The sequence below is a fragment of the Lactobacillus sp. UMNPBX1 genome (assembly GCF_002554085.1).
In the GTDB taxonomy this organism is placed as follows: Bacteria; Bacillota; Bacilli; order Lactobacillales; family Lactobacillaceae; genus Lactobacillus; species Lactobacillus crispatus.
In genome coordinates this window covers 43,890-68,644 of the sequence record NZ_PCZI01000005.1, presented here as the reverse complement: position 1 = coordinate 68,644, position 24,755 = coordinate 43,890, and the positions used below count along the sequence as shown (strand labels likewise).

Below are 24,755 nucleotides of genomic sequence, written 5' to 3'. Positions count from 1 at the left end.
TTTATTAATTAATACGTATTTTGTCAACAGAAATATTGATCAGGCAAAAAAATAATTGATTGTAATTATAAAAAAGCAAACTATACTAGTATGCTTTTATTTATTGTTAGGATGAATGGCAACCTTAATTTTGCCTTTTAGGATATTAGCTCTAGCAATTTGGGCATCTTTCCAAGTTGAAGCTGAAATCTGTCCTCGTTCAATAGAAACACCATTGTTTTTAAGCCCATAAACTAAATTTTTACCACCAGGGAATTTATTATTATAAGCTCTATTGGCGATATCTTTAACAGCAACATTTGCTCCAGTTATTACTGATGTCAAAACAAAATTAGATTTTTGTCCGCCTTTAGCAGTGTAGTTACCGAGATGAGATTGATCGACATCAACTCCGATTACCCACACTTTATCTTTAGCTGGTCTAGTTTGATTAATGGCTTTAGCTTCTTGGAAAAGACCATCACCAGCACCACCAGCAGCATGGAAGATGATGTCGGCTTTTTTGGTGTACATTGATTGAGCAATTGATTTGGCCTTGTCTGAACTAGTAAAGTTGCCAATATATTGGTTTAAGATAGTAACTTTTTTGTGCATTTTTTTGGCTTGATCTTTAACACCTTGAGTAAATCCGGCATCAAAAAGGTCGACAATATCGCCATGAGCACCGCCGATGAAGCCAACCGTGTTGGTTTTGGTTTCTTTAGCAGCTACTACACCAGCTAAGTAGGAAGCTTGTTCACTCTTGAAATTAGCTGAGACAACATTCTTTTGTCCCTTGATTACATCGTCAATAATGGCAAAATTCTTTTTAGGATAGCGTTTGGCGGCAGAAGCTACGGCATCTTTTAAACTGTAACCAACGCCAAAGATAGTTTGATAACCAGCTTTAGCTGCCTGATCAAAATTAGGAGTGAAATCAGCAGCACTACTTGATTGAAAATATTGATAACCGTTTCGACCGCGGCTCAAGTTGTGCTCTTTGCCATAACTTTGAAATCCTTCCCAAGCAGATTGGTTAAAAGAGTTATCATTTACACCATTACCGTCAGTAATTAATGCAATAGAGTGCTTGGCATCGCTTGATTTATTATTGCTTGCACCCTGTTTTTTACCAGAGCAGGCGGTTAAAATTGCACCTAAACTCAATGCAAGCACACCAATAGATAGTAATTTTTTGACTTTTTTATTCATAAAATTGATCCTCTCTCCATCAAATGATTTTTAACATAAAACGAGGCTAACAATATTTAGTGGCTATGTCAAAATTGACATACAACATAAAGTATTGATATAAAGGGATTCTTAATTGGTATAGAACACGATTATGCATTAGAGAGAGTAAGGATAATGCATAATTAAGTAAAAAAATAATAAAAAATACAATATCTTGTCATATTAGATAAAATATACCTAGATATTGTATAATGAACTTTTTTGCTGAGAAAAAATCTTAATTATGGTTTAATTGAGTCTAAAGAATTAAGTTGGAGAAATATATGAGAAGAGAAGAAACTAAAAGATTAGCAATTACTGCTGTCTTTGCTGCTTTATTGATTGTACAGACTTTTGTGCCAAATGTCGGCTATGTAAGAATTATCCCGGCTTTGCCAGCTGTAACTACTATTCCAATGACAATTGCCGTCTATGGCACGTTAATGGGACCAAAGGCCGGGTTAGGCTTTGGCTTATTCTGGGGTATTACCAGATTGATTGTTGCATATACTCAACCTGGCGATATGGTCAGCTTAATGTTGTTCCAAAATCCGGTAATTTCATTGGTACCAAGTATTTTGGCTGGCTATTTCCCGGGAATTATTGCGAAGGGTATGAGTAAGACTAAATATGCGAAATTGGGTTATATCATAAGTGGAGCAGTCACTTCGTTAACTAATACCGTGATGGTTATTTTGCTGACGAGTATTTTCTTCATGCATGATCCAGCAAGCTTAACTCATTACCTAGGAAATTACAGTTCAGGTACGCCATTGATTTTAATTTTAATTATGGCACTGGGCATGAACGGTTTAGTAGAAGCAATTTTTACAGCCATTGTCGTTCCAGTAATTGTAACGCCACTTAACTTAGTTATGAAAAAGGCGTAACTAAAAAGTTTAATAAATTAAAAAAAAGCTCCTCAAATGCTTGATAAAACAGGCAATGAGGAGCCTTTTTTAGCTGAATTTTATGTGTTTTTTATCCTGAATTACGTAAACCGGAAGCCACACCGTTGATAGTAATTGGAATAATACTTTGGTAAACACCTTGAATCTCATCTTCACGATCACGCTTGATCATTTCTAATTGGATGTAGTTCAAAATGTTGAAGTAAGGCATTCTGTATTCCAGACTCTTCTTAAGAGTAGGTGCATCTTCGATTAATTCATCATGACCTTCAATTTGTAGGATGACTTTCTTAGTTAGTTCCCATTCTTGATTGATGATATCAAAGACTGATTTAACTTGTTCATCTTCGCAAAGATCCGCATACTGCTTGGCAATTCTCATATTTGATTTAGATAAAACCATATCAACATTGGAAAGCAGGGAGTGGAAGAATGGCCACCCTTGGTACATATTTTGTAATTCCTTCAAGTTGGCTGGATCGGCATCGATGAATGATTTGAAACCAGAACCTACACCATACCAACCAGGGAACATTACTCGGCTTTGTGACCAAGAGAAAACCCAAGGGATGGCTCTTAAGCCAGAAAAGTCAGTGAGTTTCTTTCTTGAAGCTGGACGTGATCCTACGTTAAGACCAGAGATTTCTTTGATTGGAGTTGCTTGGAAGAAGTACTTAAGGAAGTTAGGATTCTCAAATACTAGTTTCCGGTAAACTTCGTTGCTTTTAGCTACGATTTGATCCATTGAAGAACGGAAATCTGCGACGTGATCTTCGCTAACGATTTGTTTAGAAGCCATTCGATCGATTGTTGCTGAAGCTAACATTTCTAGGTTGTAGTAGGCGGTGTCTTTATTACCATACTTGTTTTGGATAATTTCACCTTGCTCAGTCATCCGCATCCGATCGTTAATTGACTTGAATGGTTGTGCTGTAATTGCTTCGTATGATGGACCACCACCACGACCAACGGTACCGCCACGGCCATGCATAAAGGTAATCTTGATACCCATTTCTTCACCGATCTTAGTTAGATCCTTTTGAGCTTTATAAAGGTTCCAGCATGAAGCTAAGTAGCCACCGTCCTTATTAGAATCTGAGTAGCCTAGCATAACTTCTTGATAATTATTTTGAGAAACAAGCCACTTCTTGACGATATCAAAGCTTAAGAATTCCTTGATTATTTCCCGGGCATTATTCAAGTCTTCAACCGTTTCAAATAGTGGTACCACTTGAATTCGGGCTTTTTGATTATCAAGTAAATCGTATTCCTTTAACATGATTGCTTGTTCTAGCATGTCTGAAACACTCTCAGTGTGAGAAATAATATGTTGCTTGATGACGTCTTCACCCAAACGGTCTTTCAATTGACGAGCAGTCTTGTAGATCTTTAATTCTTTTTGTAGTAACTCAGACTTGGGTTTGTTATTGGCGTGTAAGTTACGTGGATCATTGTTCAATTCGTTGAGTAAAAGCTTGATCTTTTTGTCTTCGCTTAAATCGCTATAATTGTCACAAATTCCAGCACTCTTAAGTAGCTCAGCGACACAGGCCTCGTTAACGCTAGAATCTTGACGCATATCAATTGTAGCTAGATGGAAGCCGAAGATGTTGATAGCCTCAAGAATTTGAGTAAAGTAGCTGTCTACTACGGCGTGATCATGGTCTTCTTCAAGTGAATTTTTGATGATTTCTAAGTCGGCTTTAAATTCTTGAGCATTTTGATAACAAGGGATTTTATCAAGATTTTGGAGGTCACGTTTCTTTAAGAAAGTGTTCTTGTTAGTAATATTCAGTAATTTTTGTTCAGTGTGCACTAAACGGCTTTGAATATAGTAGAATGCCCGTCTATATGGCTCGTTAGTTCTGAATGGTGAATCATCATTAGAAAGCTCAGATAGGTGCATTACATCGTCAGATGGCTCCATATAAGAAGTAGACATGGAAATGGCTCTATAAAGCTTATTGATTTGCTTAATGTAATATTCAAAGATTACTTGGCTTTGCAAAGTAGCGCTTAGTTCTAGCGTATCAGCCGTTACATAAGGGTTACCGTCACGGTCGCCGCCGATCCACATTCCCATGGTAATTGGCGTAGCATGACTAGCGTTTAGCCCGTGTTTTTTAGCTAATTCCTTGTAACGACTAGTAAATTTGGTGATTGCAGGGATTAAAGCCTTAGGGTAGTAAGCCAAAACATTGGTAATTTCATTAGCTACCTTTAATTTGTGACCACGAATAATGTCAGTTTGCATCAAAATTTCGATGCAAGCCCGCATTTGTTCAGTCCATTCATCGCGATCAATTGTGCCATTCTTCACATCACGATAATTGCGCAAAAGTTGATGAATTTGATCGGTTAATTCCAAAATGGTTTTTCTTTGTACTTGAGTAGGATGGGCAGTTAAAACGGGTACTACATTTACATGTTCAAGGATTTCTTCGGCATTTTTCTTTGGGGCTACAATGTCAATTATGTCACTCAATTTACCTAGATAATCTTGATGAGTATTGTTAAGCACATTAACTTTACTTGCTAGTTCTACATCCTCTGAAATGTTGATCAAGAGTGGGAGAGTAGCAAAATAACGTGCAACAACAATCATTTCGCGATTGTTAAGACTAGCAATTTGCTTTTCAAGTTCTTGATAATCTTTGGCGGCAGAGATTTTAATTAAGTTTTGGATCTTATCGAAAGCTGCTTGACCGATTACTTGCTTAGTTGATTCATTCAGTAAATCAGTTAAAACTTTGCTTTCTTCTGCCACTACATTAACATCGCTGTTATTTTCTAATTTTTTAACAGTCATGGTGAAAAAAGTTCCTTTCTTACTTGTTTTTGCTAAAGCTAAGATACCACATATTTTGCTAAAAATTTAGGTTATTGTGAACAACGTAACAAATTCTTTATTAAATTCATTCACTCCGCAATGCAATTGCAGCATCTTTCTTTGCAGCCATTCGTGCTGGAATATGACCACCTAAGAGGGTGAGGATAGTTGAAATAATGATCAAAACAATAGCAGCAGTAGGATCTAGTTGGGCTACATTTGCCAGATCAGTAATCTTGTAAATGATACTGTTAATTGGGAATGTTAGTAGGTAAGCAATCAGAATGCCTAATACACCAGAGAAAACACCTAGGATGAAGGTTTCGGCATCAAAGACACGAGTAATGTCTTTTTTACGGGCACCTAATGCCTTGAGTACCCCGATTTCCTTAGTTCGCTCAAGTACTGAGGTATAAGTTAAAATACCAATCATAATCATAGATGTGATTAATGAAATACCAGCAAATGCGACAAGGATCGTCGTTATCCCGCTTAAGAGGCCGCCAGTCATTGTGGTAACAGCGTTTGACATGTCAGTATAGAGAATCTTGTCTGATTTTTTCTTCCCTTTGTTCCATTTGTCAAGATAATCAAGTACTTTATCTTTATCATCAAAATTGTTGGGATAAATCATGATGCCAGTAGGGATGTTGGTACCGCCAAGAGTCTGCATTGTAGCTTTCTTTTCATTGGCATTTAGTTTTTGGTTAGTTAATACGCTATGGTTACTCTTCTTTTGTGCCTTTACAATTGCAGAGTTTTTCTTTTCATTAATCACGCGTTGTGAAAGTTGATCGCTATAAGCAATTCCAGTTGATAACAAGGCCATTGAATCTTCGTTTTTAGGACGAATGACACCAGCAATCTTTAGCTTGGTTTGAGCACCGTTATACATGGCGTTATTTACCTTTTTAGGAATAAACATGCCAGTTTGCAATTGCTGATAGTAATCATTGTTGGCAACTACACGAAATTGCTTATTTACTAATTGGCCGAATTTGACGTGTTCCTTATTCTTTAAATCGAAACCAAGATTTTTTAAGGCATTGATGTTAACAGTATTTTTATTGTCAGTAACTAAAACCAAGTCGGTTGCCTTAGTAGGCCAAGTGCCTGAGAGCAATTGATAATTTTGCTTCAAAAATGAGCCTTTCTCTTTATTTAAAGTAGTGGGAAAGACACTTGAACCCAGTCCCATTGAACTCATCGCTTGGGATCTAGCAGCTAGAACAGAATTAGTCTGATCAGGATCCGTATTTGAAAATTGCACGCGTTCAATTTTTCCCTTGTTTTTAGCTAATAAATTCAAGCTTACACCGCGTTGGTAAGACACGTTATTGGCATAATTAGGATTGATCTTCTTGATGTAGTTAACATACTTTGTGCTAATTTTATTAACGTGTTGGGCCTGTTCGCTTTGGTCTTGTTCTGCCGTTACATAGCCGCGGTTTTTGACATTTTTATCCGATTCTTTACGTGCATTAGCTGAAGTAATGTCAGTTGCGGTCTGTGAAATAGAAATCGGATATTTTGCTAAAGCTTTGCTCATTGTGGTATTGATTTGCTTTTGAAAACCATTAGAGATAGCTAAAACTACGGCAATTGAGATAATCCCGATGCTTGAAGCAAAAGCAGTTAGCAGAGTTCGACCTTTTTTGGTCATAATATTGGTGAAACTCAACTTGATGGCGTTCCAGTAAGACATCTTGGTACGCTTGAGGTTAAATTTGTCTTCTTCCTTATTAGGGCTAAAAGGATCAGAATCATGACGAATCTTACCGTCTTGGAAATTAACGATTCTTGTGGCGTATTCTTTAGCTAATTCAGGATTGTGGGTCACCATAATAACGAGTCGATCTTTAGATAGTTTTTTGATCAACTTCATAATTTGGACAGAAGTCTCAGTATCAAGTGCACCAGTTGGTTCATCACAAAGTAGAATATCAGGGTCGTTGGCAATTGCTCGAGCAATCGCTACTCGTTGCATCTGACCGCCAGACAACTGGTTAGGACGTTTATTTAGATGGTCTTTCAATCCCACTTCTGTTAACGCCGCAATTGCTTTTTCATGGCGCTGTTTTTTAGGCACACCAGACAAATTCATCCCTAGTTCCACATTGGCGATGATCGACAAGTGGGGGATTAGATTATAATTTTGAAAAACAAAACCAACGGTATTGTTGCGGTAAGCATCCCAGTCGGTCTCTTTAAAATTCTTGGTAGATTTGCCGTTGATGATCAAGTCACCTTGGTCGTAACGGTCAAGTCCGCCAATTACGTTTAACATGGTAGTTTTTCCAGAACCACTCGGACCTAAGATAGCGACGAATTCCTGATCACGGAACGAGATTGTAACGTCGTCTAAAGCGTGTGTGATGTTGTCCCCCACCTTATATGACTTAAAAATATGCTTTAGTTGAAGCATTGCATCCCTCTTTTCTAAATTACAGTAAATCTTTCTAATCCTGTCATGACTAAGATAGCTTGCAGGATAAAGAATAAAACGATTAATCCCATGATAACGAAATGACGGCGTTTATGCATGACAAACACACCGGCAAATTCGCGGATAATTGCGTTAGGCAAGTAGTAGAATCTGGTGTAAGCACCGACACCATTGGCTTTTAAACCAACTTCCTTAGCCAAGAGAGCAGCTCTAAAAATATGGTAATTATTGCTAAAGAAGCGTGCCTTGAAGTGGGAATTACCAAAATCTTTTGTGGCAATACGCTTAGAAAAGAGCATGTTTTCGTATGTGTTTTTCGATTGATCTTCTAATAAGATACGGTCAACACTAACGCCACGCCGTTGTGCAAAACGAGACATAGCGAGTGCTTCAGAGATTTTTTCGTCAGCGCCTTGACCACCTGACATGATCAGGATAGGGCGCTTGCGGCCCTTTTGATACTGGCGGTTAGAGTATTGAATTGCTCGATTAATTCTAGCCGCAAGCAGTTTTGATACTTGGTCGCCATTGATTAGCCCAGCCCCTAGAACGATTAAATAGTCTTGGTGGTAGGTACGAGGATAAATTTGATATAGAAGTAAGTTTACCAAAAAGTTGTAAAGCACCAATCCCAAATAAATTGCAATCGCGGGAATTGAAGCTAATGCGAGACTAAGCCAACGTGGCAAGTACTTACCTGGTCCTAAGAGCACGATAATACTAATAATTAATGCTAAAAATCCGGTAATTAAAGTAAGCAAGTTAGGCAAAGTATGGCTTTCATATTTCCAAACGAAATAGGCATTCCAGAATAGAAAAATCCAGGCGAAAATTAATAATAAGACAATGCAAAATAATGCAGCTAGAAATAGTAGGTCATAGGCACGTTGCAAGCCGTGACTCGTACTTTTGTGCACCATAACGGTGATCCAAGAGAGCAGTGAGACTATAAAGATAGTAAACAAAACGCCATTAATCAAACGTCTTGGTTCGATAAGCCAAGAGATTAAAAAGACAAAAAATATCAGTAACATAAAGACTGAAATGTAGAAGAACTCACCGCGTCTCCCCAAAAAAGCGATGATCTGATTAAGCATAGATAGATACTCCTCCTTAGGTATTTTTTCTTATTTACATTATAATAGAAACAATAATTACTAGTTGAAAGAATCAAGGTGTGAATGAAAAATGAAGAGATTTGGACATTACCTGGGAAATATTGCAGGGGCTGTGTTAGCTTTGGTAATGTATTCTGAATTAGAAGTACTTTACTTTAGACCTCAGCGATTTGATTTGGGGCAATATCGCGTCTTCGTTACGGCGCTTGCTACGGTAATAGTTTTGTTTGCAATTTCCTATATTTATCGCAGGCAATTAAAAGAAGAAAATGATTGGGGCTTTGATGAAACACCACACTGGGACTGGCGCAGAATCGGAATAGCGATGATCGGTTTTGTACTGATTGTAGTAGGTTCGATTGTGATGCTTAATCTAGTTGGTGGCGGCGTTTCAAAGAACCAGGAAAGCTTGAATAAAATAGCGGAATACAATGCAGGTTTATTTAGGATCCTAGTAGTTTTCATCGCGCCATTTTGTGAGGAACATATCTTTAGAGGGATGTTTTTCAATATCTTTTTCACTAAGAAAAATACTAGAAATAAGTGGCTAGGTATTGTTGCAAGCGGATTTTTATTTGGCTATATGCATGATCCGGCATTAAGTAAGTATATCTTAGTATATTGGGTCTTAGGCATGGTTTTAGCTTGGGTCTATATGTCAACCAAGGATTTGCGCTATTCAATTTTGGTGCACATGTGCTATAACGCGTTAGGTTTTATTTAAAGATTGAAACAAGAGGATTAGCTTAAAGCTAGTCCTCTTTAACTTCATTAATAATTTCTTGCGCACCTTTACAAAAATCTTCTAGACCAGTAATTTGATAAGTTTGTGCGATCATCTCAGCTTTAGCTAAATCTGCTGGTTTTTTATTAAAATGATAACTAATAATGTATTTTAGCAATGAGATTCCGGTTTGAGGAAAGTATAAGTCTGGTAAAAAGGGTAAATGCTCACTAGCTGCTATAAATGGTGCAGTTTCTTGATAATGATGTTCTTCGACTAATTGTGAAAGGAGATTGAATAGAATACCAGCGATTGCTAATAACTCTTTATCGCTCTTAAACTGATCTATTTTATGGATCACTTGTTTGGTGATCATAATATTAGTTGTATAATCATAAAATTGCATGAAATTAGTATAGAGTTCAAGTTTGAATCTATTAAAATTAGGAATACTAAAAATTTTATCTTTTAGTTGTTGAACGATGTTTTTATCTGGATGATAATTGTCACTTAGATCATTTTTGATAGTTTCGATAAACCCCTTATTGATTAAGACAAGTTCTTGTTTTTGCTTAGTCGGTAGATCCATTTTTTTAATAATTTGAATGACTTCATTAACTTTGGAAATATCAGAATGATAAACAGCATCAATTACTGTTTTATTTAGCGAGTTTACTTGTGCTTTTAGTTCATCCTTTTTGTCTGCTAATTCTTCGAAAAAGTCAGTAATTGAAAGATCATTATGTTTAAGAATGGCTAATAAATCCTCTGCTGTAATTCTATGAATATTCTTTTCAACTTTAGCATAATAAGAAGTACTGATAATATGACCAACCCATGCTTTTTGAGTTTTGTTTTCTGCTAGTCTTTTTTCTTTGAGTAATTCACCAATTGTCATAGGTTTATCCTCCGAATGTCGAATACGCCATTTTTTAAAATCAATTTCTTTTTCACTTTATTATAATTTCAACAACAAACGAAACAAAGAAAAAGGGGTAAGATTTATGAACGTATTTCTTAAAAACGCAGACTTTAGAAGATTTTCAGTAGCTAGTTTTCTTTCAGGCGCAGGCGATATTCTTTTCTACTTGGCTTTCATGACTTATGCTAGCAAATTACAAAACTACTCATTAGCACTTTCATTAATTGCAATTTCTGAATCAGTTCCAAAATTATTCGAGATCTTTGGTGGTTACCTTGCTGATAAGACTAAGAAAAAGTTTCGCAATATCTTTTTAGCAGCATTTGTCCGATTCATCTTATATGGTTTAGTAGGATTATTGTTTATCACTAAAATGTCACAGTGGAATTTGGTTTTAATCATCGTTGTTGTGAATTTCTTATCAGATACTATTGGTTCATATTCAGGTGGCTTGGTTGCACCATTAATTGTTGATATTGTTGGTAAAAAAGAATACGGGAATGCAGTAGGCTTTAATGGCGGCGTAAATCAAATTATTAGTATGGGTGCTCAATTCATTGGTTCAGCACTTTTGCTAGTAATGTCATACTCAACTTTAGCCTTTGTTAATGCAGGTACTTTCTTGTTAGCAGGTTTGTTATTTGCCAGTGTTGGCTTAAAACATCAGAAGGATCAGAAGCCACTTGAAAAACAGGAAGTTAATGATCAAAACTTTTTCCAAACAATGAAAACTTCATTGACCCAAGTGAAGAAACAATCAGGATTATTGACTGTGGTATTAGTAATCGCATTATTAAATGGAGCTTTAGATACCATTACTCCATTGACAACAATTGTACTTGCAGCTCATCGTTCAACTATGCTAATCGGCACTTATAGCTTTACTATTGCTTTGTTTGGTGTGATTACTGGCGCAGGCTTTGCATTGGGTTCAATGTTTGGACCACAATTATTCAAAAAATTAACAGTTTTTAGTTTAGTAATTATTTCTGCCAGTTTAAGTATTGTTACTACAACAAGCATTTTCCTAGGAAATACTTACGTAATTATGATAACAATGTTTTTCTTGGCAGCTATTGCAGGAGTTGCTTCAATTAAAATGGAGCAATGGCTAGTAACATCAGTTGATCATAAAATCTTGGCTTCAACTGTTGGATTATTAAATACAATCTTAATGGCTGTTGCTCCAATTATGACAACAGTATTAACCACAATTTCTGGTTCATTCAATGTTACTGTTGCTTTGGTTACATTATTAGTAATCCAGGTAATAACATTAATTGTAGCGATTTTTGTCAGTTTAAAAACTAGAAAAGTGACTCAAAATTCAAACGAAGTAGCAGCTGCTTAAAAAAGTGTTTGGGAAAGAACGGTTTCTCAGACACTTTTTTAATGCTTTTGGACAAAAAATCGCCGCAATCGTTATTATAGCAACACTTTCAGACGACTGAATTATTTTTGAAAAACTTTGAATTATCCCTTGCAATTAATAACATATGTTATACAATAAAGGTGCAAGGAATATGGGAACAAAAAGTTCCAACAAGTTAAGTGATATAGAAATTAGAGGTATTCATTATGTTAGTTTCAAAGAATTTAGTTAAAGTTGTTTCAATCGCAGTTGCTTCAATGAGTTTAATGGGTGTTGGTGCTTCAGTTAGTCAAGCAGCTAGTTTTCCTGCTCCAAAGTTAGGTGTTGCCGAAACTATGCCAACTGATCCTGCAATTAAAAAGGGTGACAAGATCTTTGTTACTGTAAAGGACACTAAGAACCAAAAAGTTAATGTTTTGGACGCACAAGGTCACAAGACTAGCCAAAAGGTTTCAATGGGTTCAACTTACACCGTTAAGGATGTTAAGAAAGCTGCTGGCAAGAAGATCGTCAAGATCAACAAGAGTCAATGGTTGAACATCAAAGACGTTGTAAAGGATTAATTAAAAGCTAAAAATTTGTAAGCTTGCATAATGAATACCATGTCAAAAGCCGTGAAAGTAAATTACTTTTACGGTTTTTAATTTTCTTTTTCTGGCCAGATTTGTTGTACGTCTTTAAAAATTTCAAGCCATTTTTGAGCAACTTCCATGCAATTCAACTGAACTATGGTATCAATCATTGCCAATACAGGCTGTGCGTTGAGAGTGTGGCAGTAGTCGATAATTTTTTGTAAAAGGGTCAATGTTAAACTAAAGAACATGAGATAGAAGGGAAGTTCTATCTTTTTTAATTCATTAAGAATTTTTTGAGCGTAATCTAGCTTCTTTTTGAAAACTAAGGCAATAACTGTATCAGATAAACCACCTATGAAAATGGTGGTGTTTTCGTTCAAACTTTCTGTAGGATGAAAGTTGTGAATAATTCGCAGAGCAATTTGATAGCCGATTTTAGAATTTAGCAAAAACGGTGAGTTAGCAAAGAGCAAGATATTGTATTTAGACCAAACGGTGTTGTGAAGCAGGTATGAACCGATTCGATTAATGTCTGCAGGTGTTAGATAGTTTTTACCAGTCATGAGAAATAATTGATTGCAGACAAGAATGATGTTTTTGAGTTCGAGAATATTTTTGGTGGCGTGATAATGATTTAGCTGCTCCTGAACAAATTTTTCGAGTACCTTTGTATCATTGTCTTTAATGGCCGTTATAATGTCGTCTGGCAATGTAAATTCTGTTTTCATTGCAGCGTAATGCGTGAATTCGTTAAGCGTAATGTTGATGCGCCTGAGTAATGCAATGGCAGTGCTAAACTCAACTTCTACCTGATTGTTTTCCCAGCGTGATAACTTGGAGATTGAACAAATACCCTTGCAGGCTTCAGTTTGAGTGATTTCTTGATCTTTGCGCAATTGTTTGTAAACTGAACCATATTTGAACATAATTTTTTACCTCGATTTGCAGATCTGCAAATATGTTAGATTTAGGCTTATTATCTTGCGATAATCAAAATACATCAAGTACTTGGAGGAAAAAATGAAAGGTAAAAGAGTTTTGAAAGTATCTATATTAGTAGTAATTTTGGCTTTAGTAATTGGAGCGAGTTTAATGTTTAGAAAAGGTAATGCAGGTCCGATAGTGCAAAAAGAGCTGACACATCAACAGTTTAATCAAATCGATGTAAATGTTGCTAACGCAAATATTAAGATTCAAAAAGGTGACAGTTATCGTGTAATCTATAACGGTAGAGAAAAAATGGTACCGGCAGTTAAAGTTGAAAATAGTGTTTTAAAGGTTGAACGTAATAATGGATCTGTAAATATTAATGCAAATATTTTTGATTTGTTTAAGAAGAATTCGATTGTACCTACGATTACAATTGAAATACCTAAAAAGAAGCTTGATAAAGTGACGATCGATAGTTCAAACGGTAATGTAACAGTGAAAGATCTTGCTCTTAAGCAAGGTAAAATCGACACGTCAAATGGTAGTGTTGTGGTTAGAAATAGTGTGGCTCAAGGATATGACCTTGATACATCTAACGGACGAATTACAGTGAATGGACAAGATGAAGGCGACACATATAGCCAAAATGACGTCGGGGATAATGTGCTAGAGATTGATACTTCAAATGGAAATATCACAGTAAATTAGGAATGATAAAAAAGCGCAATTTTGTAGATTGCGCTTTTTTAATGCTTTTAATCAAGAAGATCTGGCTTATGTTGCTTTGCATATTTGAAAATTAAGTGAGCATTGGAATGCATAAACTTTTTGAAAAACTTGATTTGTTCTTAGCTAAATCCATCATTATTTAGCCATTTATATGTAGGTAAAATAGCTCTTGCTTCATTGAAGCCCCAAACGGCAACATAATAAATCCTCCTCTCGATTTTTACTTAGTTTTAACCAGCTTAAATTTGCAGATCTGCAAATTTTCTGCATTTTTCGTCATTATCCTGCGATACTAGCCTCAAGTAAAATACAGGAGGACAAAAAATGATTTACAAATATTCTTCACATGCAAAATTCATTATGTTAACTATTTTAGGCTTGATTGCTAGTACACAACAAATCATTTTTGCATATATGGTACAGACATTGACCAATGTTGGTACGCAAAGAAGGTTTGGCGATTTAGCACAATTTCTAGTTATTGTTATTGGGGCGTTTATTGCGACTTTTATTGCTTCGCTGATTTTCAATCGGTTAAAAACAAGTGCTATTCAAGAGACTAATACGACGCTGCGAGCTGGCATTTTAAAGGGGATGCTGGGTCAGACTAGCAAAGAAAATACTGCTAGCTTAGGCTTTTTAACTACAGATTTTAAACTGCTGGAAACTAATCGTTTTGATGCCGAAATTGAAATAATGATGCAGGCCTATATGATTGTCTTTGCGCTAGGGTATACTCAATTGGTCGCGTGCAGACGCCAACCTTGTATATGGTCTATCAAAGAGACCAGGCAATCAAAAACTTTAAGCCGGAACCCTATTTTGAACTAAATGCTGAAATTCTTGCTAATCAGCAAAAATTCGTCGCAAAATTAGACCCTTATCAGCGATTTAAAGACGAAGCAGGGCTAATAACGTTCATGCAAGCTAAACGTGTTCAGAAAAGCTCACAGGCCGGTTTAATCAAGGACGTCCAAAAACAGGCTAAAAAGCGTGCTAGTCCCCAACTATTCTCACTATCCAGTCTGCAAAGTGCCATGAATAAACGTTATCACGCCAGCGCCAGCCAAACCTTAGCAGCCATTCAAAGCTTATATGAAGCCAAGTTGTTGAGTTATCCCCGAACGGATTGTGCTTATATCACTGATGAAGAATTTGAGTATTTAGTGGCTAATCTGACGAAGTATCTGGGGTTAGTCTCTAAGCCAGTCGCTTTAACCAATACCACCCCAAATAAGCGCTATGTTAATGGAAAAAAGGTTGAAGAACACTACGCCATTATCATGACTAAAGTCGTGCCGACGAAAGAGAAACTAGCCAGCTTGCCTAAATTACAGCAACAAGTCTATGACTTGGTTTTAAGAACCACATTAGCCATGTTTGCTGATCCGTACGAGTACGAAGAAACCACCATTATCACCCAAGTTGGTGACGCCAATTTTAAAGCAACCGGTAAGGTCCCAACTAACCAAGGTTGGCAAGCTTTATTTGATGAAACCAAAACCGAGCAGCAAGAGGCAGCCACCTTACCGCTCGTTCACCAAGGCGATCAAGTCCAAGCAAATCTGCAAACACCGCAAAAAGAAACGACACCACCGGTGCCCTTTACCGAAGGTACCTTAATTACGGCAATGAAGACGGCCGGTAAAACACTTGATGATGAAGAAGCCCAAGCGATTCTTAAAGATGTGCAAGGCATTGGAACGAGTGCAACCCGGGCAAATGTGCTGGAAGTGTTAAAGAAGCGCGGCTATTTAGTTACTGAAAAGAACAAGCTCCACGTCAGTGAAGCGGGGATTACTTTATGTAAAGCGGTTGAACTCGAACCCTTGTTAACTAGCCCAGAGATGACAGCAAAATGGGAGCAAGCGTTACAACAAATCAGTACCGAAGAACGCACCCCGGATAACTTTTTGAACCAAATCAAAAAGTTCGTGGAAAAATTGATTGCTGATGTTCCGACACAATTAACCGGCAGTGCAGCCATTAAGCAACAAATTAATCACCAACAGCAAGCGCAAAAAGCCGCCGAAGTCTTCTTAGAAACACCACAAGCAACCGTGTTAAATAAACAGAAGTTTTACATTGTGAAACCCAAGCAAGGTGAAGATTTTACCTTACCTAAGAAATGGAGTAGCAAGACGCTCGGGAAGACCGCAATTAAAGCGTTGGTCACCAAGGGGGAAACGAGCAAATTAAAGGGTTTCAAGAGCAAAAAAGGAAAGTTGTTTGACGCCAAGTTAAAGCTTGACGGCCACAAATTAAGTTTTGATTTTGATTAGAACCTGCCTACCGCCCTGCACGTTGTTTCGGTTGGTGAACTCGTCATTTAGGTTTACTTTTCAAAAACCAAAAAGTGAACCTAACCAACGAGTGTAATTGTAAAAGAAGGAGGATATATCATGAAAAATGAACTGGAAGCATTAGCAAGCGAATTACCTATTTTGACGGATAAAAGCAGTTATAAGTACCTATCAGAAGTTGCGGGTAATGGCAAATATATTCAAGTTGCGTGGCAAAAAAAGAATGCTGAATATTTAGCACTTTACGGCACACAATCTATCAAGTTACCCCAAATTGATAATTCTGTAGAGTTTGTAGACGCCGAGGAGGGTTAATCATGCCAAGTAAAGTTGAAACTGAAAAATGGAAAAGGCAGCTTGTCGAAAATGCCGAAAAAGAAATTTTAAAACTAACTGATAGTGAAAAATTTAAAATTTATCTTGATACCGTAGCAAAGTTTCACCGGTATAGCCAACGTAATATTGACCTTATCTATTCTCAAAATCCAAGTGCCAGCCAAGTTGCAGGCTTTAAAAAATGGCAGAATGATTTTAAACGATCAGTAAATAAAGGAGAAAAAGGGATCAGGATTGCGGCCCCTATTATTAAAAAACTAACTCCAGAGGATCAGAAAAGGCTTGATACGACCGAAGAAAAAGCCATAGTTGGTTATCGCTATATTCCAGTATTTGACATATCACAGACAAGCGGCGAACCAGTCCTAAGTGCTAAAGATTTTGTCAAAGAAAATTTAGCGGATCATAAAAACGTTACTAACCTATACAACGAACTCAAAAATTATTTGAATAGCAATACTGATATTAAAGTCAGTGAAAAGAGATTGTCAGAACTTGGTGGCGCTAAAGGCTATTTTCAACCTAGCACTAGTGAAATCGTTATTGGTGGCGATGAGCCCGACAATGCTTTGAAACTAAAGACTTTATATCACGAATATGCACATAGCCAGCTACACGGGTTAAAATCAACCTTTAAAGATCGGCCACGAGCCTATCAGGAAACCCAAGCCGAAGCGATTGCATATGTCGCCATGCAAAACATTGGGGTTGATACGGGCAATTACTCCCTCGGGTATGTAGCTACCTGGGCCAAAGATAAAGCCGTGATCCATAGTGCTTTAAGTGAAATCCAGCAAGTTAGCAACAAAGTGATTGAGCTTAGTGACGGGTTAACCAAACAATTAGGCTTACAAGAAGCACAAAAAGAGCCTGAGCATGATTTAAAAAAGCTATCAGCCCAGGATCTTAATAAGTCCTATCAAGGCTTGCAACTGCAAGTTAAGCAATCAACTAATCCACAACAAAAATCAGAATTAAAAAATCAATTAACCGATGTGCACCAGGAAATTAGTGATCGAACGCAAAAGCAGCTACAAGCGTTTGCTAAACAGAATCCGAAAATCAAACAACCTGATCCTGAATCTGATCAAAGTCTGAAACGTTAGCCAGTTTTTAAAGGACATGCTATAATAAAGACAGAAAAAGGAAGCCCCGCTGGAACAGGACTTCCCATACAAGCCGCTTTAAAGGCGGTGGCCTAGATTACAAAACTATATTGTCGCCCTGTAACCGACCAAAGTTACGCAGGGCGGCTTTTTTATTTGTTCCTTTTGTCGATGTATGTTAGCAACGCCAAAATAAACATTGCAAACAGCAACATCAACGAGAGTGTCTGGAAGACGCTCATTGACTGTGAAACCTTTCTGAAGATTATTCCATGTTCCCATGGGCCTCACCTCGCAAGGGAAAAGACAGCCACCGCCCTTAAAACTTCTTGCTTGGTCTATTATACAGAAAACTTGTATAGGAAGAAATATTTCTTGTAACCAGTGTGTATTTTTTGCTTTAGAATGATTGAAATTTGTTTGATTAAAAAGCAATAGCTATGTAGTTGCTTGGACATTAAAGTAGGAGTGATATTTATGATAAAAGAAACACCAAGAAACATTGAAGAGTTGAAAAAGAAAGCAAATAATAAAAACAGTTGGCGTGAACGTTTGTCTGCTGTAAATGTTTTAAAAGAATATGATTGCAAGCAGTCTAAAGATATACTTGCTAGACTTGCTATAAATGACCCAGTGTTTAAAGTGAAAGAAACGGCGTTTCGTGCTGCTCAAGCATTAGGCGTAACCAGTCATGGAAATCCTATTTATTTAGGTAAAGGAAAGAAGGGAAATCTGGTTAAGGGGATTAATAAAAAACTTGAAAAGGTTAGAAATTCATTGCCAGATGATTATTCGTTCGAAGATTTTAAGAGTGAATTTCAAAAAAAATATCCAAGCGCATATGATGTTTATGAGGGTACTAAAAAAGATTTTGATGGTTGGCTTAAAAAATCAGAAGCAAATTTACCCCATAGAAAATAAAGAGAGTAAGACAGATTAAACGCATAATGTATATAAGTTTTGAAGTTTAGGAGGACAAGATGGCTATTTTAAAACGCACTATTATTTTTGAAGACGATTTAGTTAACGGTACAGCTACCTTAAATTTAAGTTCTGGTGAAGTTAAATCAATAATATTTAAGAATAAAACCATTGAATTTTTTTTAAACTTCAACGTTGATAAAGCTGCGTTTGATGAAAAAAAGGGATTTAAAGATAATCCTGAAATCAGTAAAAAAATTTCTGATAAACTACTACAGATTGACACTAAGATTATAAATTATCTCGTTGGTTTTTTTAATTTGGTTAATTTGGATTCAAACAAAATAACGAAGAAACTCCAAATAAATTTTAATGATGGCACTTGGACAGATTGTCCCTTAAACTTGAAAATCATTTTTCCAGATAGAACTATGAGCATGTCCTTATCTGATGAGGATAACTTAAAACGATTAGGAAGTTGTATCATTCACAATCAAAACATACCATTATCGTTATTGATTTTGCAGCACAGCAAATCTATTATAGATTTAAGAATAAGGTATGTATCTTTGGCTATGGCAGCAGAAATTGGTGTTAAAGAAGCTTTTAGTAGTCAGAGCACTGAACTTAGACTACTAATTGAGAACTTACCGAGTCCATCAATTGTTAAATTAACAAGTGATAAAGTCTTTAATCCCATTTTTGGTTGGAAAATACCTAAAGAATTGAGAGCAGCACTTGGGAAGGGAATGGAGTGCCGAAATAAATTAATTCATACTAATGGGGACTCTATTCCCGAATTGTCAAATCAAGTGCAACACTTGCTAAACTTCACTTATAAGTGGTCTAGGTGGTGGTCATGCGAGTAGCTGCTCAGCCATGAATTCATTGGCTGATTTATAACCAAATAGTTTACGTGGTCGTTGGTTAAGTGCCGCGGTCGCTTGCTTAATATGATCATCACTGAAACTGGTAATTGATTGACCTTTAGGGATAAATTCTCTTAGTAGCCCATTAAGCTGTTCGTTACTGCCCCGTTCTGACGGCGTATAAGGATGAGCAAAATATAGGTTGGTACCAGTGACCTCACTCAGCGCAGAAAATTCTGCACCATTATCAAAAGTGAGTGACTTAACCACCTCAGCATCAAGTTTATTCACAAACTGTTGAACTGCAGCCTTACAGGTTTCAGCCTGATAGTTGGGGATTCTGATCACGACTTCGTAGCGCGTCATTCGTTCAGTTAGGGTGAGCAGTGCCGGTTGATCGCTGGTTCGCTTGCCTTTGACTAAATCACCTTCCCAATGACCAAATTCAGAACGATCATTAGCCGCTACTGGTCGCTGTTCAATTGAAGTCCCCAAGATCTTTTTATTTTGGCGTACACGACCCGTACGGTGCTTTTGGTGACGTTTGACCTGTTGTGGTAAATCGATATTGGCGACAGCTAGTAACCCGCGATCAATGTAACGATAAACAGTGGGTGTTGCGGGGCAATATTCAGCTGGATGGTGACGTTTATAAGCACCGACAAAGCTATCTACACTGTGCACTCGGAACTTAGCCTTAAGCGCAGTGGTCAATTGGTTAAAGAATGCCGGACTATATTCGAGTAGACTTTTGCGATGGCAATTTAAACGGCGTTGTTCGTATTGAATTTGACCGCTATCGGCAAAATAACGCTGGGTATAAACGCCATAACTGGACATTTGAGTCACGGTGCCGCGCTTGATTTCACGGCTGATCGTGCTGGGATCGCGTGCTAATCTTTTAGCAATCGCCCTGATCGAATAATGATCTTCATAAAGACTCTGGATTTGGCCACGCTCCTCACGTGATAGTTGCTTATAAGAAGCTGTTTAGTATCTTTGATTTTGACCCAATAATTTGATAAACTACTGTCAAAAAAGTTGGTGATCATATGCAACATTTTAGTCATCATTACCAAAGCGATATTTCTCGGCAACAATTCGATTTGATCCGTCAGGATCTGGAAGCTTCAAGAAAACGAACTCACCCAAAACACATTGATCCTTATGATATCTTCTGTGCCATGCTCTATGTCCTTAAAAATGGCTGTACTTGGCGTGATTTGCCGGCTGATTATCCAAAGTGGTCCACCGTTTACTACTATTGGATGAGTTGGTCAAAAGCCCCCACCCCTGATAAACCAGCTTTATTAACTCAGGTTTTAAAAAAATTGTCGCTGATCGACGATTAAGGCAAGGGCGGTCAGCCCGAACTTCGTTCGTCATTTTAGATGCCCAAAGCATTAAGAACACCGCTACCGCTGAAAATAAGGGTTACGATGGTGGCAAGAAAATTTCCGGCATTAAGCGCCATTTAGCCGTCGACATCAATGGATTCCCGCAAGCTATCCATATTACCCGGGCTAACATCACTGATCGTGACGGGGCGATTGCACTCGTCACCCTTAATTTAGAGCAGTTTAAATTGGTTCGAACCATGATGGTTGATAGTGGTTATACCGGCCAAAATTTTGCCAATGAGATTAGCAGTTTAACCTCAGCCAAGGTAATCGTCGTTAAAAGAAATGAGTTACACCAATTTTCGGTTATCCCCCAACGGTGGCTCATTGAACGTTCATTTAGTTGGTTGGGAAATTATCATCGTTTATGGCGTAACTGTGAGCGTAAGCTCAACACTAGTCTCATGATGGTTTCGTTAGCTTTTATCAGGTTACTTCTCAAAAGATACTAAACAGTTTCTAAGATTTTTTGATGGTATCTTTAGATTGGGCCATGAAGTCCGTCCTAACTTATTGGTTTTGTCACTTATAAGTTTAAGGCTTCATGGCCTTTTTGGTCTAGTTATTTAGGTGTTGCACTTACATTGTAAATCCGGCGTCACAAAAAAATTGACTGACGAGTCAATAATTCGTTGACTCGTCAGTCAATCGCGACTATACTGAAAAGGTCGATACCGACATATTAAAACGTGTTTCAAGTTTGACCTTAAGGAGGATGACAAAAATGACAACAGCTATTATCGAACTTGACCATCTTCAAAAAAACTTTGGCAAGTTTGCCGCATTAAAAGATGTCAGTTTCACGTTGGCACCCGGTCAGGTTCTGGGTTTTCTAGGACCTAGTGGGGCCGGCAAATCCACGACCATTCGAGTTATTTTAGGCTTATTAAAAAAGAGTGGCGGCTCAGTGACCGTCTTCGGCAAAGATGCCTGGCGGGATGATGCGGCGATTCATCAACGCATCGCCTATATTCCTGGGGACGTTTATTTATGGCCAAATCTTTCTGGCGGCGAAATTATCGACCTATTGCTACGTTTAAATGGCCGCCAGCATAATCAAAAGACCGATGAACTAATCAAGGCCTTTGAATTTGATCCGAAGAAAAAAGCTCGTACCTATTCAAAAGGCAATCGTCAAAAAGTAGCGTTAATTGCTGCGTTGTCGCAAGATGCCGATTTGTATATTTTTGATGAACCCACTTCTGGGCTTGATCCATTAAATGAACAGATTTTCCAGCAAGAAGTTTTAAAACTGAAAAGAGCCGGTAAAAGTGTGCTGCTATCAAGCCACATTTTGTCCGAAGTCGAGCGAATGTGTGATTCAATTGTTATCATCCGTGATGGTAGTGTGATTGAGAGCAGCAATCTTGATCAATTACGGCATCTATCGCGGATCAAAATTGAAGTCACCACCGCTACCCCAATGACTGCTTTGGCAAAGCAAGCTGGCGTTCACGACCTCACTTATCGCGATTCCGAGCACACCAAGGCGGTTTTCACCGCTGATCGAGACGCGCTTGGCACCATCATGACCACACTGGCCGCCAACACCGTGGTCGACATGCAATCAACGCCGCCAACGCTGGAAGAATTATTCCTGCGTTATTATGGAAAGCAAGGTGAGACTCATGCGGCACAGTAATCGGAACGCAGGTTATCTGCTTCGGGCAAACCTCAAACAAAATCTAAAATTTTCACTCATCTGGCTTGTCATTTTGATCATGATGATTGCCAGTGGTGCTGGCAAATTGGAAGCAGACTTTGCAGGCGGGGCCTCGGGCTCTAAAGAGATTGTCAAAATGCTGCAAGCGCCGGGCATGGCGGCAATGTTTGGCGCGATGCCAAAGGTGGACACGTATAACACAGCGATTGTGTTTGCTGGTGTGATGGTCGTCTTCATGATTATTTTGCAGGCCTTATGGGTTATGCCGCTGATGATTCGCAACACCCGCGGTCAAGAAGAAAGTGGCTTGCTCGAAACGGTTCGCGCTCGCAATGTTGGGCGAACGGCTGCCATCACCGCCGCTTCGCTTGAGCTTCTCATCGACAGTGCCATAATGGGTATCCTCTATTTTGTCTCGTTGGCCGCTGTCAACATGGGTGGTACTGACTTGTACGGTGACTTCCTGTTTTCACTGGGGATGGTGATCGCCAACTTGCTATTCGGAGCCATTGCGTTGCTATTCGCGCAACTAACCAATAACACACGTACAGCCAATATGTTGAGCTACATGGTGCTGACTGCCGCTTATTTGGTTCGGCTGGTCACCGATATCCAGCATCAAAATCTGACGTGGTTATCACCAATTGGTTGGTTCGAAAAAGCAAACTTCTATACTGATAACAACGTCTGGGCTTTAGGTTTGGCCTTACTGGTCAGCATTCTGCTTGCGGCCAGCGCCACCATGATTGCCCGCAACCGCGATCTGGGCGCCGGGATTATTGCTGAACGCACCGGCCGAGCCAAAGCTGCCGGCTGGCTTCGCTCGATCCCTGCCTTACTGTGGCGAACTGAGCGCAGATTATTTGCTGGGTGGTTAATCGGCGCCGTGGTGTTTGGCGGCGTCATGGGTAGTGTGCTCGGCAGCGTTGGCGACATTCTTAAAACGAATCCGCTTTATCGTAAAATACTAGATGTTGGCCAAATCAACGCTGCCAATCAGACCATGGTCCTGTCATTCTTAGGCATGTATCTCGGCATTTTCGTCGCATTAGCCGTGACTGCTGGCGTCCAAGTGGCATTCCGACTCAAACGCGATGACAACCTTGGTTACTTGAGCGTCATTCATGCCGAAAAGCCAACGCGAACCACGATCAGTGTCAGCTACTATTGCTTTGGTCTGCTGGCAGGCGTGTTCGTCCTTTCTGCTGGGCTGCTGGCCTTGTTCTTCACTGGGAACACTGTTCTCAGTCACCCGTTGCCGCTCAAGTACCTCGGTCGCCTATTCGTGGCTAGCGTTCCGGCTGTGATATCGTTTATCGCCCTTGGCATCGCACTAGTCGGTCTGTGGCCACGCTTAAGCAGTCTATTCTGGCTGTATATGGGAGCCGGTCTGATCGTTCAAATTTTCCGGGGATTGTTTGATTTGCCAAAACACGCAGGCAACTTCACACCTTTTGGCTGGATTGCCAATGTACCGGTTGAAAACGTTGATCAAACATGGCTAATCGTGATGGTTGTTAGCGCTATAGTATTATTTATTCTTGGCATTGCTGGTTATCGCCGTCAGGATTTGAGCCTATGAAAAATGTTGTGACAGATTCTGAAAAGGTCACCCGAATCCTCAAAACAGCGACGGAAATTTTCGGCCAGCAAGGCTTCATCAAGAGCAAAACCGATCAGATTGCCAACCAAGCACAAGTATCTAAGGGCTTGCTCTTCCATTATTTTGGCAATAAACAAGCGCTGTATCTTGACGCTTTCAAATATGCCTATCATCGAATTTATGATCACATGGACCCTAAAAAGTGGCAGAATGCCCCTGGCTTGGCTGCCATGATGACCACTGCAGTTAAGTATGAGTTGAAACTACAATTCAAATTCCCAGCTGAATACCGCTTGATAATGCAAGCCTATGCTGATTTACCGCATTTTCCCGAACCGTTGCGACAACAAGTGCAGCAAGAAACAACTGCCGTATCCGCTGAAATCGATCGCATTTTTCGCGAGAAAATTGAACAGCTGCCTCGTCGTGAGGGCCTGTCAGTCGATGACGTTTTCGGTGTCGTTTCTGCCTTAATCGCCCAACAAACGGCGGTCACCATCAGACTCATTGCCAGTGGCCATTATCGCAAGTTTGAAGATCTGCAGTCCGTGGTTGAGACGATGGCACGCCAGTTATTGATTGTCGAACACGGCTTTTTACCAGATGAAAGTTGACGTCAGCTGATAGATTAAGAAAACCTCAGGGAAACCCGCCCTGAGGTCTTTTTAGTTAGTGGCCACTGCCACTTACTTGTCTTCGAGTCTAAATTCATAGCCAAGTTTGTTTCGGTAATACACCGGTGACATGGCACCACCACAATCTTCACACACAAATTGAGGCGGTTG

At 38.7% G+C, this 24,755-nt stretch carries 21 protein-coding genes and 2 pseudogenes; 15 read left to right on the top strand and 8 right to left on the bottom strand.

Features of this window, described 5'->3' with window-relative positions; genetic code table 11:
* Positions 1–96: 96 nt before the first annotated feature.
* On the bottom strand, positions 97–1,191 hold the full coding sequence (locus CP352_RS04350) for a BMP family protein (protein WP_089146663.1): 1,095 nt from the start codon (positions 1,189–1,191) through the stop codon (positions 97–99).
* Positions 1,192–1,496: 305 nt separating this feature from the next.
* Between CP352_RS04350 and CP352_RS04345 the strand changes: the two genes are divergently transcribed.
* Complete coding sequence (locus CP352_RS04345; RefSeq protein WP_013087067.1) at positions 1,497–2,102, top strand: ECF transporter S component; 606 nt, start codon at positions 1,497–1,499, stop codon at positions 2,100–2,102.
* Between the two features lie 91 nt (positions 2,103–2,193).
* On the opposite strand, the gene ppc is transcribed toward CP352_RS04345, so the two are convergent.
* The 3 genes from ppc to CP352_RS04330 form a co-directional block, all read right to left on the bottom strand.
* Entirely contained in the window at positions 2,194–4,932 is a 2,739-nt protein-coding gene (gene ppc / locus CP352_RS04340) for a phosphoenolpyruvate carboxylase (protein ID WP_089146664.1), read from the bottom strand.
* Positions 4,933–5,038: 106 nt separating this feature from the next.
* The gene (locus CP352_RS04335) at positions 5,039–7,378 is read right to left on the bottom strand and encodes an ATP-binding cassette domain-containing protein (RefSeq protein WP_089146665.1); all 2,340 of its coding nucleotides are present in this window, start codon (positions 7,376–7,378) and stop codon (positions 5,039–5,041) included.
* A gap of 14 nt (positions 7,379–7,392) precedes the next feature.
* Positions 7,393–8,496 (bottom strand): YdcF family protein, encoded by a 1,104-nt coding sequence (locus CP352_RS04330; RefSeq protein WP_098034880.1) that lies wholly within the window; start codon positions 8,494–8,496, stop codon positions 7,393–7,395.
* Between the two features lie 91 nt (positions 8,497–8,587).
* On the opposite strand from CP352_RS04330, the gene CP352_RS04325 reads away from it, so the two are divergent.
* Complete coding sequence (locus tag CP352_RS04325; RefSeq protein ID WP_013087063.1) at positions 8,588–9,241, top strand: CPBP family intramembrane glutamic endopeptidase; 654 nt, start codon at positions 8,588–8,590, stop codon at positions 9,239–9,241.
* A gap of 28 nt (positions 9,242–9,269) precedes the next feature.
* Here the strand turns inward: CP352_RS04325 and CP352_RS04320 are convergent, their stop codons facing one another.
* Positions 9,270–10,139, bottom strand: a complete 870-nt coding sequence (locus CP352_RS04320) for a helix-turn-helix domain-containing protein (RefSeq protein WP_089145723.1) — start codon at positions 10,137–10,139, stop codon at positions 9,270–9,272.
* 106 nt (positions 10,140–10,245) lie between these two features.
* Between CP352_RS04320 and CP352_RS04315 the strand changes: the two genes are divergently transcribed.
* Entirely contained in the window at positions 10,246–11,514 is a 1,269-nt protein-coding gene (locus tag CP352_RS04315; protein ID WP_089145722.1) for an MFS transporter, read from the top strand.
* Positions 11,515–11,741: 227 nt separating this feature from the next.
* A complete protein-coding gene (locus CP352_RS04310; RefSeq protein WP_013087062.1) occupies positions 11,742–12,098 on the top strand; it encodes a hypothetical protein in 357 nt (118 codons plus the stop codon).
* Positions 12,099–12,175: 77 nt separating this feature from the next.
* Here CP352_RS04310 and CP352_RS04305 read toward each other — a convergent pair whose 3' ends face one another.
* On the bottom strand, positions 12,176–13,036 hold the full coding sequence (locus tag CP352_RS04305) for a helix-turn-helix domain-containing protein (RefSeq protein ID WP_089150415.1): 861 nt from the start codon (positions 13,034–13,036) through the stop codon (positions 12,176–12,178).
* Positions 13,037–13,130: 94 nt separating this feature from the next.
* Between CP352_RS04305 and CP352_RS04300 the strand changes: the two genes are divergently transcribed.
* The 5 genes and pseudogenes from CP352_RS04300 (at position 13,131) to CP352_RS04280 (ending at position 17,514) form a co-directional block, all read left to right on the top strand.
* Positions 13,131–13,748 (top strand): DUF4097 family beta strand repeat-containing protein, encoded by a 618-nt coding sequence (locus CP352_RS04300; protein WP_065990193.1) that lies wholly within the window; start codon positions 13,131–13,133, stop codon positions 13,746–13,748.
* A gap of 345 nt (positions 13,749–14,093) precedes the next feature.
* Positions 14,094–14,516, top strand: a pseudogene (locus CP352_RS04295) (ABC transporter ATP-binding protein); the annotation flags it as partial.
* A 23-nt stretch (positions 14,517–14,539) separates the two neighbouring features.
* Positions 14,540–16,051 carry a type IA DNA topoisomerase gene (locus tag CP352_RS04290; protein WP_233186909.1) on the top strand — a complete coding sequence of 504 codons (1,512 nt, stop codon included), beginning with the start codon at positions 14,540–14,542 and terminating at the stop codon, positions 16,049–16,051.
* 120 nt (positions 16,052–16,171) lie between these two features.
* Positions 16,172–16,387: a hypothetical protein gene (locus CP352_RS04285; protein ID WP_003713050.1), complete on the top strand. Its 216-nt coding sequence runs from the start codon at positions 16,172–16,174 to the stop codon at positions 16,385–16,387.
* A 2-nt stretch (positions 16,388–16,389) separates the two neighbouring features.
* Complete coding sequence (locus CP352_RS04280) at positions 16,390–17,514, top strand: ArdC-like ssDNA-binding domain-containing protein (protein ID WP_089146669.1); 1,125 nt, start codon at positions 16,390–16,392, stop codon at positions 17,512–17,514.
* Between the two features lie 152 nt (positions 17,515–17,666).
* Here CP352_RS04280 and CP352_RS11495 read toward each other — a convergent pair whose 3' ends face one another.
* Entirely contained in the window at positions 17,667–17,729 is a 63-nt protein-coding gene (locus CP352_RS11495) for a putative holin-like toxin (protein ID WP_230083882.1), read from the bottom strand.
* 262 nt (positions 17,730–17,991) lie between these two features.
* Between CP352_RS11495 and CP352_RS04270 the strand changes: the two genes are divergently transcribed.
* Entirely contained in the window at positions 17,992–18,435 is a 444-nt protein-coding gene (locus tag CP352_RS04270; protein ID WP_016526921.1) for a hypothetical protein, read from the top strand.
* A gap of 59 nt (positions 18,436–18,494) precedes the next feature.
* Complete coding sequence (locus tag CP352_RS04265; RefSeq protein ID WP_024863150.1) at positions 18,495–19,304, top strand: hypothetical protein; 810 nt, start codon at positions 18,495–18,497, stop codon at positions 19,302–19,304.
* Here CP352_RS04265 and CP352_RS04260 read toward each other — a convergent pair.
* Positions 19,293–20,276: pseudogene (locus tag CP352_RS04260) on the bottom strand (IS30 family transposase); the annotation flags it as partial. The gene CP352_RS04265 and the pseudogene CP352_RS04260 overlap by 12 nt on opposite strands.
* An 80-nt stretch (positions 20,277–20,356) precedes the next feature.
* Here CP352_RS04260 and CP352_RS04255 point away from each other — a divergent pair.
* The 4 genes from CP352_RS04255 (at position 20,357) to CP352_RS04240 (ending at position 24,584) form a co-directional block, all read left to right on the top strand.
* A protein-coding gene (locus CP352_RS04255) for an IS5 family transposase (RefSeq protein ID WP_162920435.1) occupies positions 20,357–21,156 on the top strand; the annotation gives its coding sequence in 2 pieces (ribosomal slippage) (positions 20,357–20,645 and positions 20,645–21,156; 801 coding nt in all).
* Between the two features lie 272 nt (positions 21,157–21,428).
* Entirely contained in the window at positions 21,429–22,346 is a 918-nt protein-coding gene (locus tag CP352_RS04250; RefSeq protein ID WP_087713299.1) for an ABC transporter ATP-binding protein, read from the top strand.
* Entirely contained in the window at positions 22,333–23,949 is a 1,617-nt protein-coding gene (locus CP352_RS04245) for an ABC transporter permease (protein ID WP_089144295.1), read from the top strand. The genes CP352_RS04250 and CP352_RS04245 overlap by 14 nt, the downstream gene beginning before the upstream one ends.
* A complete protein-coding gene (locus CP352_RS04240; RefSeq protein ID WP_089150420.1) occupies positions 23,946–24,584 on the top strand; it encodes a TetR/AcrR family transcriptional regulator in 639 nt (212 codons plus the stop codon). The genes CP352_RS04245 and CP352_RS04240 overlap by 4 nt, the downstream gene beginning before the upstream one ends.
* The last annotated feature ends 171 nt before the right edge of the window (positions 24,585–24,755 follow it).